Genomic DNA, 13,113 nt, shown 5'->3' with positions numbered 1-13,113 from the left:
GCCCGAGATTCTCGCCGCCTTCCAGGCCGCCAGGGGCTTCATGCCGGTGGTCGAGGGACTCGCGCTGTACACGGCCGCCGCCGGGGCCGCCGCGCTGGGGCTGCCGATCCTGGAGGTCGGCACGTACTGCGGACGCTCCACGATCCTGCTCGCCGATGTCGCGCGGGCGGCCGGCGTGACGGCCCTCACCGTCGACCACCACCGCGGCAGCGAGGAGCAGCAGCCCGGCTGGGAGTACCACGACCCGACCGTGGTGGACCCGGAGGTCGGCCGGATGGACACGCTGCCGACCTTCCGCAGGACCCTGCACGCGGCGGGCCTGGAGGACCACGTCGTGGCGCTGGTCGGACGGTCCCCGCAGGTCGCGGCGGTCTGGGGCGGGAAGCTGGGCTTCGTCTTCATCGACGGCGGCCACACCGACGAGCACGCCAACGGCGACTACGAGGGCTGGGCCCCGCATGTCGCCGAGGGCGGGCTGCTGGTGATCCACGATGTGTTCCCGGACCCCGCGCACGGCGGCCAGGCGCCGTACCGCGTCTATCTGCGGGCGCTGGCCTCCGGTGCGTTCACCGAGGTGTCCGTGACGGATTCGCTGCGGGTACTGCGGCGTACCGGAACCGGCATCTGAGGGCGGCCGTCCGAGCGCCCCGATAGCATCGCGTGGTGCCGTACGACGAGAGTGTTCCCCCCACCCGGCGCCGCCGGTCCCTGCTCGCCGCCACCGCGTTCGTCGCCGTGTGCCTGACCGCCGCGGGCTGCGGCGCGGGCGACGTCGTCGGCGGGGCGCAGGCCGAACCCCGGCAGGGCGGCAGCGGTACCTCTGCCCCGCCACCGTCGAAGACCGCTCCGGCGCCGGAGCGGGCGTCCGCCTCCCCCACCCCGTCCGCGAAGCCGAAGCCCTCGGGGCCCACGCCGCGCACGGGCGGCGGGGCCACCGGGCCGCTGTCCGGCAAGACCGTCGTCATCGACCCCGGGCACAACCCGAACAACCACCTGCACACCCGCGAGATCAACCGCCAGGTGGACATCGGCACCACGCGCAAGGAGTGCGACACCACCGGGACGTCGACCAACTCCGGTTACGCGGAAGCACAGTTCACCCTCGATGTCTCGCACCGGCTGCGCACCCTCCTCCAGAAGCAGGGCGCGAAGGTCGTGCTGACGTACGACAACGACCGCGCGTACGGGCCGTGTGTCGACGAACGGGCCCGGATCGGCAACGAGGCGCGGGCCGATGCCGTGGTGTCGGTGCACGCGGACGGCTCCGCGGCCGGCAACCGCGGTTTCCATGTGATCCTCCCCGGGCCGGTTCGGGGCGGGGCTGCGGACACCTCGAAGATCGTCGAACCGTCGCGCGACCTCGGCACCCGGATCGCGGGGCTATTCGTCCGCGCTACCGGAAGTGCGCCTTCCAATTACGTCGGTGGCAATTCCGGATTGGACGTTCGCAAGGACCTGGGCGGACTTAATTTGTCGACCGTGCCCAAAGTGTTCATCGAATGCGGCAATATGCGTGATCCGAAGGATGCCGCCCTGCTCACCAGCGCGGGCTGGCGTCAGAAGGCGGCACAGGGGATTGCCGACGGCATCAGCAGCTACCTCAACGGGTAGCAAGAGGTAGTTCTGAGGCGAAATTGGGGGGATGTGCGTCCGGCGTCCGGGCAGGGACACAACCCACCCGATCAGACGATAGATTCATCCGTACGATGGGGGCCGCGCCCCCCGAGCTTCGTGCCGTGCCCGCCGCACCCGTGCAGGCGGCAGCGACGACCGCCCCGACGAGACGACCGACTAAGGACCTTCACGTGAATATCCGCTCCCTCACTCGAGGCGACGGCGTGGTGATCGGAGCAGCGGTCGTGCTGTTCATCGCCTCTTTCCTCGACCTCTACGGCTTCGACTGTCCTGCGGGCATCAACTGCTCCCGCTACAACGCCCCGAACGCCTGGGACTCGCTCGGGCTCCTGATGAGCGTCTACCTGGCCGGAATCATCGCAGCGGCGCTGGTCATCGTGAGCCGCGCCACCCCGGGCCGCAAGGTCGTCGGCTTCGACCTCGGTCAGTTCGGTGCCGCGCTCAGCATCTTCGCGGTGTGGACGGCCTTCTGGACGATCATCGACGGCAGCAACACGGGCGCCGGGCTGATCCTCGGCCTGCTCGCCACGATCGTGCTCGCGGGCGGCGCGGTCGCCACCCCGCTGGTCCCCGCGCTCAAGGCCCCGCTGGTGAGCGCCTCGGGCCCGAGGGGCGTGCAGCCCCCGTACGGCGGTCAGCCGCAGCCCGGCCAGGGATACGGCTACCCCGGTGCCCAGCAGCCGTCGTACGGCGGCCAGCCGGGTCAGCAGCAGCCCTACGGTGCCCAGCCGCAGCCCGGTCAGCCGCAGCCCGGTCAGCCGGAGCCGCAGCCCCAGGCGGGTGCCCAGCAGGCCCCCGCCGCGGGTGCGCCGACCGGTGACTTCACCCCGTTCTGGTTCGCGGTGCCGGTGGCCCGCCCGCTGTACGGGGAGGACGGTTCGCCGTCGCCGATCGCCGAACTGGCGCCCGGCACCTGGTACCTCGCGGTGGAACAGCGCGGTCCGGGCCTCATCGCCCAGACCCAGGACGGCCGTCGCGGTGTGCTCCAGGACACCACGGGCATCCAGCGCGGCTGATCCCGCGCCCCACGGCAGTACGAGAGCGGCCCTCCGCCCCTTCCGGGCGGGGGGCCGCTGTCGTACCCTCCGTCGTGCGTCACATGGCTGACGCTTCGTCAGACATACTGGGAGGCGGCGGAGATGAGGCTCGGACTCGCGCTCGGGTACTGGGGTCGCGGCCCGGACCCCGCCCATCTGGAGCTGGCCCGGCGGGCCGAGGAGCTGGGGTACGCGTCGGTGTGGACGGCGGAGGCCTGGGGGTCGGACGCGTTCACCCCGCTGACCTGGATCGCCGCGCACACCTCCCGGATCCGGCTGGGCACCGGCATCGCGCAGATGGCGGCGCGCACCCCTACCGCGACCGCGATGCACGCCCTCACCCTCGACCATCTCTCCGGCGGCCGGATGATGCTCGGCCTCGGGCTGTCCGGGCCGCAGGTGGTGGAGGGCTGGTACGGGCGGCCGTTCCCGAGGAGCCCGCTGACCGCGACCCGGGAGTACGTCGACGTCATCCGCCAAGTGCTCCGCCGCGAGGCCCCTGTTGAGCTGGACGGCCGGTTCCACTCCCACCCGTACAACGGTCCGGACGCCACGGGTCTGGGCAAGCCGCTGAAGCCGATCACCCATCCGCTGCGGGCCGAACTCCCCGTGCTGCTCGGGGCGGAGGGTCCGAAGAACATCGCGCAGACGACACGCATCGCCGACGGCTGGCTGCCGTTGTACTGGTCGCCGCTGCGCACCGACGTGTACGAGGCGTCGCTCACCGATCTGCCCGACGGGTTCATGATCGCGCCGATGGTCCGTGCGCAGGTCTGTGACGATGTTGCCGAGGGGCTGCTGCCGGTGAAGGCCACGCTCGGCTTCTACATCGGGGGCATGGGGCACGCGGCCCGTAACTTCCATGCCGATCTGATGGCGCGGATGGGTTTCGAGGAGGAGGCGCGGCGGATCCAGCAGCTGTTCCTCGAAGGGCGCAAGGAGGAGGCGGTACTGGCCGTGCCGGATGCGTTCGCGGACGAGATCTCGCTCGTCGGGCCGCGGCAACGCATCGCGGAGCGGCTGGAGTTGTGGCGCAAGGGGCCGGTCACCGATCTGCTGGTGACGGCGCCGGACCCGCACACGCTGCGGGTGCTCGCGGAGCTCAACCAGTAGCGCCCGGCCGGGCGGGGTCGGTCGGCCAGGTGCCGGTGCCGCTCGGCACGGGGCGGGCGCTCCGCCGTGCCGCGGCGCGCTGCCAGGGCTGGGGGTCGGGGTACGTGAGGAGTTGCAGGGTGCTGCCCCACGGGGTGCGCAGATACGCGAACCGGTTGTGCTCCCCCGCCTCGGGGCCCGGCAGCGGCTGCGCGTCGGCGAGCAGCGAGGCGCCCGCGGCCACGCAGTCCCGGACGGCCGCGTCCAGGTCGTCGGCGTACAGCGCCACGTGCTGCCAGCCGAAGTCGCAGGGCAGTGCCGGGGGTTCGCGGCGGGGGCCCTGGAACTCGAACAGCTCGATGCCCGGCCCGCCGCCGGGGAGGGCCAGCATCCTGATCGCCAACTGCTGGGTGCCCGCCGGGACGCCGAGCCGCTGCTCGACATCGGGTCCGCCGTTCGGTCCGTCCTGGCGGCGCAGGGCGTCGTAGAGCACCTCGGCGCCGAAGGCCCTCGTGAGGAAGAGGGTCGCGGTCTCCAGGTCGGGGACCGTGACCCCGATGTGGTCGATGCCTCGCACGCTCGTGGCCGTCATGGCTTCACCGCTCCTGTCCCGGGGCTGCGCCGACGGCCCCGTCCACCCCGGAGCGGGCCCGCTCCGGGGTCGTGCCCCCGCGCGACCAGGCCAGGAGCTCGTCGGCCGGCCACGTGGTGACGACGCGTTCCGCCGGGACCCGGCACTCCTCGGCGCGGGCGCAGCCGTGGATCTGCCAGTCCAGCTGTCCGGGCGCATGGGCATCGGTGTCGATGGCGAAGAGGGTGCCCGCGTCGACGGCCCGGCCGAGCAGCCGGCGGGGCGGGTCGAGCCGTTCCGGCCGGCTGTTGATCTCCACCGCGGTGCCCGCCTCGGCGCACGCGGCGAAGACCTCGTCCGCGTCGAACCGGGACTCCGGGCGCTTGCGGTCCGCGATCAGCCGCCCCGTGCAGTGCCCGAGGACGTTCGCCCGCGGGTGGCGGACGGCCGCGAGCAGGCGTCTGGTCATCGGGGCCGGATCCATCCGCAGCTCGGAGTGGGCGGAGACCACCACGACGTCCAGCTGTGCCAGCAGCTCCTCCTCCTGGTCGAGGGAGCCGTCGGGGAGGATGTCGCACTCGATGCCGGTGAGCAGCCGGAACGGCGCCCACCGCTCGTTGAGCGCGGCGACCGCCGCCAGCTGTCGGCGCAGCCGGTCCGGGGAGAGTCCGTTCGCCACGGTCAGCCGGGGCGAGTGGTCGGTGAGCACCGCCCACTCGTGGCCCAGCTCCGCCGCGGTGCGGCCCATCTCCTCGACGGTGCTGCCGCCGTCCGACCAGTCGGAGTGCAGATGGCAGTCGCCGCGCTGGAGCGCGCGGAGGCCCTCGCCGCCCTCGGCCGGCCGGGCGGCGGCCTCCGCCTCCAGCCGTGCCAGATAGCCGGGTACGTCCCCGGCCACCGCCTCCCGGACCACCTGCGCGGTCTTCGGCCCGATGCCCTTGACCGCCTCCAGCGAACCGGCCGCCGCCCGTCGGCCGGCCTCGCCGTCCGCCATCGCGGCCACCGCGTCGGCGGCCGCGCGGAAGGCATGCACACGGTAGGAGTCGGCCCTGCCGCGTTCGAGCAGGAAGGCGATCCGTTTCAGGGCGCGGACGGGCTCCATCGGCCACCTCCACGGGGCCGCCGGACACTACGTGCTCTCCCCTCCAGCTTCGCGCAGCCCGGCCCGGCCCGCACAGCGGCGCCGGGTGGCCGCTCAGCCGAACACGGAGTGTTCCAGCCAGAAGTCCAGCAGCTTCGCGTCACCCAGCACCTCGACCCGGTCGCTGTCCGCCGCCAGGCGCCGGTTGAAGACCAGCATGATGTCGGTGAGCGGGCCGCGCAGCGCCACGGTCGCCTTCTCGTGGGCGCGCCGCCAGGTGAAGCCGTCCTCGCCGAACTCGATCAGCCATTCGGCGCCCGGCGCGTCCGTGGCGTGCAGATGGATGGAGCGCGCGGCGCCGGTCAGCCCGGCCGCCCGCTCGTCGCCCGCGGCCCGCGCGAAGGCGACGATCTCCAGCCACTCCTCGATCGTGTCGGCGGCCAGCTCCGGCGCCACCTCGTACCCGGTCTTCGCGGTGAGCGCCGCGTCGGCGTGGTGGACGATCGTCTCGTGTGCCATCCGGCGTGCCCAGAAGCCCGTGCTCCGCTCCCACGCCCAGGACCACACCTCCTCGTCCGGTCCCGCGGCCCGCAGCGCCTCGGCGGTCCGCGCCGCACCCTCCTCCAGCCAGGCGTCGAGCGCGGCTGGATCGTCGCTCCCGGGGGCGTTCTTCGGTACCTGCTCCGACGGAACCGCCTCCGTGGCGCGGGTCCGTACGATCTCGCCGCCCCAGCGGTGGGCCCTGCCGACGTGGAGAGCGAGCTCGCGCAGGGTCCAGTCGGGGCAGGTCGCAACGGTGGCGCCGAGGTCCGCGCCACGGATCGTGGCCCTCAACGCATCGGTGCGGGCGGTGATTTCGTCACAGTAGCGGTCGTGCGTCGGTCGGCTCATGCCACGCACCTTAGTTCGATCACGAGTCGAACCCCACTGATTACCCGCCGAGTTGCGAGGCGCTGGGCACCTTGTCCTGCACCTCGGCGCCGGCGCTGCTGCCGGCCGACTTGATGCCGTTGATCACGCTCTCGAAGGCGCCGATGTCGCCCGCGCCCGCCTCGCCCTTGCGGAGCTTGTCGCCGAGCCCCTTGAGCGATTCGATGCCCGCCGTCAGCGGCGCGACCGCCTTGGACAGCAGTGGATCGCCCTTGGCGTTGGTCACCGCCGCCTTCAGCCGGTTGTAGGTGAAGCCGCCCGCGAGCCCGGCCTTGACGAGCGCGAACGTCCGTCCGTCGGCGCCCTTCTTGAACTTGCCCGCCCGGTACGGCTTCACGATCCACTGGTACGTCGCACCGGCGGCGAGCCCGGCGTTGGCGACGAACCGTGTCTTGGCGAACTTCTGCGCCTCGGCCGACGACGTACCGCTCGGGGACGCGGAGCTGCTCGCGCTGTTGCCGCCGCCTCCGCCGCACCCGGTGGCGCCCACGACCAGGGCGCAGCACAGCAGCAGCGGAACGAGCAGACGGCGCAGCGGTACGGAACCGGTCACGGCGGAACTGGGCACAGCGGGCCTCCCTGGCCGGGCGCATCGAGGCGATCTCTACGATGAGTGACGCTCGGCCACTCTCGGTAAGGTTCGCCCGGCCCGGGACGGCGTGCCACTCGGGAAACGCCGTCCGGGTCTGCCGCTGCCGCACAGACCCTAACTACAGCAGTCCGGCTCCAGCCCGTGCGGCAGGTGCTCGCCGCCGAAGACCGCCGTGGTCGCCTCGTCGCCGCCGAGCGCGGCCACGGCGAGCAGCAGCGAACCGGCCGTCCAGGTGGTGAGCTCCTGGGGCCAGAAGGCCCGGTCGCCCTCGAAGACGTACCCGGTCCAGTACATGCCGCCCTCGGCACGCAGGTGCTGGATGGACTGGAGGATCTCCAGCGCCCGGTCGGACTCACCCATCACCCAGAGGGCCAGGGCGAGTTCGCAGCTCTCGCCGCCGGTCACCCATGGGTTGGGCAGCACACAGCGCACCCCGAGGCCGGGGACCACGAAGCGGTCCCAGCCCTCCTCCATCCGCTCCTTGGCGGCCGTCCCGGTGAGCGCGCCGCCGAGGACCGGGTAGTACCAGTCCATCGAGTAGCGGCTCTTGTCCAGGAAGCGTTCCGGGTGGTGGCGGATCGCATGGCTCAGCGCACCCGTCGCCAACTCCCAGTCGGGCTGCGGCTCTTCGCGCCGTTCGGCGATGGCGAGCGCGCAGCGCAGCGCCTGGTGGATGGAGGAGCAGCCGGTCAGCAGCGCGTCGTCGACGGGGGTTCCGTCGGCTTCGCGCTTCCAGCCGATCTGGCCGCCGGGCCGCTGGAGCCGCAGGACGAATTCGACGGCGGCGAAGACGGTCGGCCACATCCGGTCGACGAACGCGTCGTCGCCGGTGGCGAGGTAGTGGTGCCAGACGCCGACGGCCACGTACGCGCAGAAGTTGGTCTCCAGCGAGCGGTCGGTCGGCCGGTCCGGGTCTCCGTCCTGGTACGCGGCGTACCAGGAGCCGTCCTCGTTCTGGTGCCGGGCCAGCCAGTCGTACGCACGCTCCGCGGCGGCGTGCTCGCCCGCCGCGTCGAGGGCCATGGCGGCCTCGGTGTGGTCCCACGGGTCGAGGTGGTGGCCGCGGAACCAGGGCAGGGCGCCGTCCTCGCACTGCACGGCGAGGAGGGCGGCGACGGTCTCGGCGGCCTCCTCGGCGGTGAGGACTCCGGGCAGTACGAGGTGTTCGGTCTGCTCGGGAACGGTCACGCCTCGGCCTTGGTGAGGTCCTCGGCGGCGGCCACGGGCAGGTGCGGCTTGGTCGCGTACGCCACGAAGCTCTTGCCGACGACCGGGTTGAGCAGCTGCTCGGCGACCCGGGTCGCCATCGGCTTCTTCATGATGTCCCAGACCAGCAGCTTGTGGTACGCGCGGACCGGCAGCGCCTTGTCGTTGCCCACTCCGAACGCGCACTTGAGCCACCAGTACGGCGCGTGCAGGGCATGGGCGTGGTGGGTGCCGTACGGCTTGAGGCCGGCGCCGCGGATCTTGCCGAGCAGTTCGTCGGCCTTGTAGATGCGGATGTGGCCGCCCTCGACCTCGTGGTAGGCGTCGGAGAGCGTCCAGCAGACCTTCTCGGGGCCGTACCGCGGCACGGTGATCGCGATCCGGCCGCCCGGCTTGAGGACCCGGACCATCTCGGCAAGGACGCCCTTGTCGTCGGGGATGTGCTCCATGACCTCGGAGATGATCACGACGTCGAAGGACTCGTCGGGAAACGGCAGGTTGAGCGCGTCACCCTCCATCGCGGTGGCGGTGGCGCCCTCGGGGGCCTCGCCGGCCTCCTTCATCGCGGCGAACCACTTCGCGACCTCGCGGATCTCCTCGCCGTTCTGGTCGAGGGCCACGACCTGGGCGCCGCGCCGGTAGCACTCGAAGGCGTGGCGTCCTGCGCCGCAGCCCAGGTCGAGCACTCGGTCACCTGCGGCGAGCGGGAAGCGGGTGAAGTCCACGGTCAGCACGAATGCCTGCTTTCGCGGTCGAGGGGGTCAGGGGGCTGGGGCGACGGGAACGGGCGGCGGGGTCAACGTCGGCCGCCGGGGCGCGTGGCGCCGGACCGGGCGGCAATCGCCTCGCGGTAGAGAGCGGCGGTACCGATGGCGGCCTGCTTCCAGGTGAAGCGGGAGAGCACCCGGTCGCGGCCCGCGGCGCCGAGCCGGGCGCGCAGCTCCGGGTCGCCGAGGAGCCGGGCGAGCGCGTCGGCCAGTGCCCCGGCGTCGGCGGGCGGGACGGCCAGGCAGGTCTCGCCGTCCGGGCCCGCGACCTCGGGGATCGCCCCGCCGGTGGTGGCGACGAGGGGGGTGCCGGTGGCCATGGCCTCGGCGGCGGGCAGCGAGAAGCCCTCGTACAGCGAGGGAACGCAGGCGATCTGGGCGCCGCGCACCAGGTCGACGAGTTCGGCGTCGCTGATGCCCTTGACGAACTCGACGGCGTCCCGGAGTCCGTGCCGCTCGATGGCCTGGGCGACGGGCCCGTCCTCGGCCCGCTTCCCGACGACCACGAGGTGCGCCTCCGGGTTCCCGGCACGGAGCTTGGCGAGTGCGTCGACGAGGTGGACGAGGCCCTTCAGCGGTACGTCGGCGCTGGAGGTGGTGACGATCCTGCCGGGCACCTCGGCGACCGACGGGTCGGGCGACCAGAGGTCGGTGTCCGCGCCGATGTGCACGACGTGGACCCGGTCCTGGCGCACCCCGAGGTGGTCGACGATCTCCTGCTTGGAGGAGCCGGAGACGGTGAGCACCGACGGCAGCCGGCGCGCGACCCGCTTCTGCATGCGGGTGAAGCCGTACCAGCGGCGTACGGAGGCGCGCCTGCGGCGGGTCTCGGCGGCGTCCAGGTCCAACTGCCGGTCGACGGTGATGGGGTGGTGGATCGTGGTGACGAGCGGGGCACCGAGGTCCGCCAACAGCCCGTAGCCGAGGGTCTGGTTGTCGTGGATGACGTCGAACTCGCCGCGCCGGGCGGCGAGATGGCGGCGGGCGCGCAGGCTGAAGGTGAGCGGTTCCGGGAAGCCGCCGGTCCACATGGTGGCGACCTCGGCGGCGTCGATCCAGTCCCGGTACTCGCCGCGCTTCGGGGTGCGGAACGGGTCGGGCTGGCGGTAGAGGTCCAGGCTCGGCAGCTCGGTGAGCGGGACGCCCTCGTCGAGCACCGGGTAGGGCTGGGCGCCGATCACCTCGACGCCGTGGCCGAGCCGGGCGAGCTCGCGGGCGAGGTGGCGTACGTAGACGCCCTGGCCGCCGCAGAAGGGGTTGCCCTTGTAGGTGAGGAGTGCTATGCGCAACGGACGGTCGTCGGCGGCGCCGGACGTGTCGCCGCCCGTGCGGGGGCCCGACTCTATGGCCTCAGCGGTCACACTCGGCCCCCTTCTCACTGCGTGTTCGCCGGAGCGTAACCGCTCACGCTAATCTAGAACAAGTTTCAGACTGGATCGTTCAATGAGCTACGAATCTACCGGCAGGTAGCGTCGGTGCAACGGCCGGATCAGGTGATTCGCGCCACCACCGGGCACGCTGGCATGCTGTGCGCCCCCGGGAGACCGAGCGCCTCCCTCCGGTCGCGGACAGAAGCCATGGATGGGGACACATGACAGCGGAAGCCAAGCCGGCATCGCCGCCCCTGACCGAACGGCAGGAGGCCCGCCGCCGCCGCATCCTGCACGCCAGCGCCCAGCTCGCCGGCCGCGGCGGCTTCGAGGCGGTGCAGATGCGTGAGGTCGCGGAGGAGGCCGGGGTCGCCCTGGGCACGCTGTACCGCTACTTCCCGTCCAAGATCCACCTGCTGGTCGCCACCATGCAGGACCAGCTCCAGCGCATGCACACGACGCTGCACAAGCGCCCCCCGGCCGGCCAGGACCCGGCGCAGCGGGTCGCCGACACCCTGATGCGGGCGTTCCGCGCGCTCCAGCGCGAACCGCATCTGGCGGACGCGATGGTGCGGGCGCTGACCTTCGCCGACCGCAGCGTCAGCCCGGAGGTGGACACCGTCTCGCGGATCACGACGGCGATCATCCTGGACGCGATGGGGCTGGAGCATCCGACGCCGGAGCAGCTGTCCGCGGTCCGGGTCATCGAGCACACCTGGCACTCGGCCCTGATCACCTGGCTGTCGGGGCGGGCGTCGATCGCCCAGGTGAAGATCGACATCGACACGGTGTGCCGGCTGATCGACGTGACCAGGCCGACGGGCGCACCGTAGGGCGTGTTCGAGAAGTCCCGTCCGTCTCGCGGGGTCCGGCACGCACGCTCTCCGGGCGGACGACTTCTCAAACACGCCTTAGCACACATGGGGCCGCCCCGTGGCCCTTTCATCACATTCCCCTCACCGTTCGGACCGAAAGAGCGACAGGCCGCTCTTTAACATGGTCATGACCAGCATCGATGAGAGGAAGACATGACTGACCAGTCAGGCATTGCAGGCGGCGCGACGGGGACGCAAGCCCCGGGCGGACCGGGATACGGCGCCCAGCCGCCTGCCGGATACGGGTACCCCGGTGGTGCCGCGCTGCCCAGTGGCAAGGCGACCGCCTCGATGGTGCTCGGCATCCTCGGCCTGCTGCTCATCCCGATCATCCTGCCGATCATCGCGCTCTGCCTCGGCATCTCGGCCAAGCGCATGGCGGACCGGGGCCAGGGCGGCGGCCGGGGCCAGGCGGTCGCCGGCATCGTGATGGGCAGCGTCGGCATCGCGTTCGCCGTGCTCGGCGTGACCGTGGCCACGGTCCAGGCCATCGCCTGGGCCTGACGGGCCACCGCCCGCGACGCACGCACCGAGCACCGGGCCGCGCCCGGGGAGGCCGTACGGTCCGGCCCCCGTGCGCGGCCCTCGGTCTCGGCCCATGTGCGGCCCCCACATGCGCACCGCGCCAGGTGGGGTGCCCTGCACCATGTCGACGGCGGCACGGTGTTCATACGGTTCGGCGACATCACATGAACACGCCGAGGAGCCGGTCACCATGCGTCGCAGAGCCACGGGCACCGCCCACCACCGCAGATCCCTCTCCGCCGTCGTCGCGCTGACCGCCGCCGGTCTCGTGCTGACCGGGTGCACCGCAGCCGGGAAGGCGGGCGAGAGCGATTCCGGCGGGGACGTGAAGGGCGGGACCGTCAAGGTCGGCCTGGTGTACTCCCGGACCGGGCTCCTCGCGGACTACGGGAAGCAGTACCGCGACGGGTTCATGGCGGGCCTGGACCACGCCACCCACGGCACCCGCGAGGTGGCCGGGCACCGCATCGAGGTCACCGAGCAGGACGACGCGGGCGATCCGGGCAAGGCGGTCTCCGCGGCCAAGAACCTGATCGGCAAGGGCTACAAGGTGCTGGCCGGCACCACCGATTCCGGGGTGGCGCTCCAGATGGCGCCGCTCGCCGCCCAGAACAAGGTGCTGTACATCAGCGGCCCGGCCGCCACCGACGCCGTGACCGGCATCAACGACTACACCTTCCGTTCGGGCCGGCAGTCCTACCAGGACATCCTCACCGCCGGGACGATGCTCGGCGAGGCCAAGGGCAAGAAGGTCACGGTGCTGGCCCAGGACTCCACGTTCGGCCAGGCCAATGTCGCCGCCGTGAAGGCCGTCCTCGGTACCGGGGGTGCGAAGGTCGGTTCCGTACTGGCTCCGCCCAGCGCCACGGACCTGACCCCGTTCGCCCGGCAGGTGAAGGCGGGCGGACCCGATCTGGTCTTCGTCGCCTGGGCCGGTTCGACCGCGCCGGCGCTGTGGACCGCGCTGGACCAGCAGGGCGTGCTGGAGGCGGGCAAGGTCGTCACGGGCCTGGCCGGAACGGCCTCGTACCCGGTCTTCGGCGACGCCGGTTCCAAGGTGTCGTTCCTGGCGCACTACTTCCCCGGCGCGGGCGGCGGCAACGCCGTGGAGAAGTCCATGCTCGACTCGGTCACGAAGGCCGGCGGCACCCCGGACCTGTTCACCCCCGACGGCTTCACCGCCGCGCAGATGGTGGTGCGCGCCATCGAGAAGGGCGGCGCCACCGACACCGCCGCCATGGTGAAGGCCCTGGAGGGCTGGAGCTTCGACGGGGTGAAGGGCAAGGAGCAGGTCCGGGCCCAGGACCACGCCCTGGTGCAGCCGATGTTCGTCGCGAAGCTCAAGGGGACGGGCGCCGGTGCCCGGCCGGAACTGGTGTCCACCGCGCCGATGGACGAGGTGGCGCCGCCCGCGAAGCCCTCGGCGGGCTGA

14 protein-coding genes are annotated in these 13,113 nt (G+C 72.3%); 7 read left to right on the top strand and 7 right to left on the bottom strand.

All coding sequences use genetic code 11. The features are described 5' to 3' along the window. The first annotated feature begins 40 nt into the window (after window positions 1–40). The 4 genes from OG520_RS28425 (at window position 41) to OG520_RS28410 (ending at window position 3,785) form a co-directional block, all read left to right on the top strand. Window positions 41–628, top strand: a complete 588-nt coding sequence (locus tag OG520_RS28425) for a class I SAM-dependent methyltransferase (protein WP_406016587.1) — start codon at window positions 41–43, stop codon at window positions 626–628. A 35-nt stretch (window positions 629–663) separates the two neighbouring features. After that, window positions 664–1,611 carry an N-acetylmuramoyl-L-alanine amidase gene (locus tag OG520_RS28420; RefSeq protein ID WP_406015073.1) on the top strand — a complete coding sequence of 316 codons (948 nt, stop codon included), beginning with the start codon at window positions 664–666 and terminating at the stop codon, window positions 1,609–1,611. Window positions 1,612–1,805: 194 nt separating this feature from the next. After that, entirely contained in the window at window positions 1,806–2,651 is an 846-nt protein-coding gene (locus tag OG520_RS28415; protein ID WP_406015072.1) for a DUF5336 domain-containing protein, read from the top strand. A 123-nt stretch (window positions 2,652–2,774) separates the two neighbouring features. Beyond that, window positions 2,775–3,785, top strand: a complete 1,011-nt coding sequence (locus tag OG520_RS28410) for an LLM class F420-dependent oxidoreductase (protein ID WP_406015071.1) — start codon at window positions 2,775–2,777, stop codon at window positions 3,783–3,785. Here OG520_RS28410 and OG520_RS28405 read toward each other — a convergent pair. From OG520_RS28405 to OG520_RS28375, 7 genes are all read right to left on the bottom strand, one after another. After that, window positions 3,775–4,356, bottom strand: a complete 582-nt coding sequence (locus OG520_RS28405) for a VOC family protein (protein WP_406015070.1) — start codon at window positions 4,354–4,356, stop codon at window positions 3,775–3,777. The genes OG520_RS28410 and OG520_RS28405 overlap by 11 nt on opposite strands. A 4-nt stretch (window positions 4,357–4,360) precedes the next feature. Beyond that, complete coding sequence (locus tag OG520_RS28400; RefSeq protein ID WP_406015069.1) at window positions 4,361–5,437, bottom strand: PHP domain-containing protein; 1,077 nt, start codon at window positions 5,435–5,437, stop codon at window positions 4,361–4,363. Window positions 5,438–5,530: 93 nt separating this feature from the next. Beyond that, the gene (locus tag OG520_RS28395) at window positions 5,531–6,307 is read right to left on the bottom strand and encodes a maleylpyruvate isomerase family mycothiol-dependent enzyme (protein WP_266419815.1); all 777 of its coding nucleotides are present in this window, start codon (window positions 6,305–6,307) and stop codon (window positions 5,531–5,533) included. A gap of 40 nt (window positions 6,308–6,347) precedes the next feature. Next, on the bottom strand, window positions 6,348–6,899 hold the full coding sequence (locus tag OG520_RS28390) for a hypothetical protein (protein WP_406016586.1): 552 nt from the start codon (window positions 6,897–6,899) through the stop codon (window positions 6,348–6,350). A gap of 153 nt (window positions 6,900–7,052) precedes the next feature. Next, window positions 7,053–8,126: a prenyltransferase gene (locus OG520_RS28385; RefSeq protein WP_399326303.1), complete on the bottom strand. Its 1,074-nt coding sequence runs from the start codon at window positions 8,124–8,126 to the stop codon at window positions 7,053–7,055. Continuing rightward, a complete protein-coding gene (locus tag OG520_RS28380; RefSeq protein WP_406015068.1) occupies window positions 8,123–8,878 on the bottom strand; it encodes a class I SAM-dependent methyltransferase in 756 nt (251 codons plus the stop codon). The genes OG520_RS28385 and OG520_RS28380 overlap by 4 nt, the downstream gene beginning before the upstream one ends. Before the next feature lie 62 nt (window positions 8,879–8,940). Further along, entirely contained in the window at window positions 8,941–10,272 is a 1,332-nt protein-coding gene (locus OG520_RS28375; RefSeq protein WP_406015067.1) for a glycosyltransferase family 4 protein, read from the bottom strand. A 230-nt stretch (window positions 10,273–10,502) separates the two neighbouring features. Between OG520_RS28375 and OG520_RS28370 the strand changes: the two genes are divergently transcribed. From OG520_RS28370 to OG520_RS28360, 3 genes are all read left to right on the top strand, one after another. Continuing rightward, entirely contained in the window at window positions 10,503–11,114 is a 612-nt protein-coding gene (locus tag OG520_RS28370) for a TetR family transcriptional regulator (RefSeq protein ID WP_399326309.1), read from the top strand. Window positions 11,115–11,309: 195 nt separating this feature from the next. After that, window positions 11,310–11,660 (top strand): DUF4190 domain-containing protein, encoded by a 351-nt coding sequence (locus OG520_RS28365; RefSeq protein ID WP_266419801.1) that lies wholly within the window; start codon window positions 11,310–11,312, stop codon window positions 11,658–11,660. A 211-nt stretch (window positions 11,661–11,871) separates the two neighbouring features. After that, window positions 11,872–13,113 carry a substrate-binding domain-containing protein gene (locus OG520_RS28360; protein ID WP_399326311.1) on the top strand — a complete coding sequence of 414 codons (1,242 nt, stop codon included), beginning with the start codon at window positions 11,872–11,874 and terminating at the stop codon, window positions 13,111–13,113.

The sequence above is a fragment of the Streptomyces sp. NBC_00984 genome, from assembly GCF_045162475.1.
Lineage (GTDB): Bacteria > Actinomycetota > Actinomycetes > Streptomycetales > Streptomycetaceae > Streptomyces.
Note: the sequence above shows the minus strand (reverse complement) of the source record. Positions and strands in the feature narration are given on the sequence as shown.

Bases quoted from the DNA above. Each gene is read 5' to 3' on its own strand.
- OG520_RS28400 (WP_406015069.1), bottom strand. From the start codon at position 5,437: ATGGAGCCCGTCCGCGCCCTGAAACGGATCGCCTTCCTGCTCGAACGC.
- OG520_RS28405 (WP_406015070.1), bottom strand. From the start codon at position 4,356: ATGACGGCCACGAGCGTGCGAGGCATCGACCACATCGGGGTCACGGTC.
- OG520_RS28360 (WP_399326311.1), top strand. From the start codon at position 11,872: ATGCGTCGCAGAGCCACGGGCACCGCCCACCACCGCAGATCCCTCTCC.
- OG520_RS28365 (WP_266419801.1), top strand. From the start codon at position 11,310: ATGACTGACCAGTCAGGCATTGCAGGCGGCGCGACGGGGACGCAAGCC.
- OG520_RS28395 (WP_266419815.1), bottom strand. From the start codon at position 6,307: ATGAGCCGACCGACGCACGACCGCTACTGTGACGAAATCACCGCCCGC.
- OG520_RS28370 (WP_399326309.1), top strand. From the start codon at position 10,503: ATGACAGCGGAAGCCAAGCCGGCATCGCCGCCCCTGACCGAACGGCAG.
- OG520_RS28425 (WP_406016587.1), top strand. From the start codon at position 41: ATGCCGGTGGTCGAGGGACTCGCGCTGTACACGGCCGCCGCCGGGGCC.
- OG520_RS28410 (WP_406015071.1), top strand. From the start codon at position 2,775: ATGAGGCTCGGACTCGCGCTCGGGTACTGGGGTCGCGGCCCGGACCCC.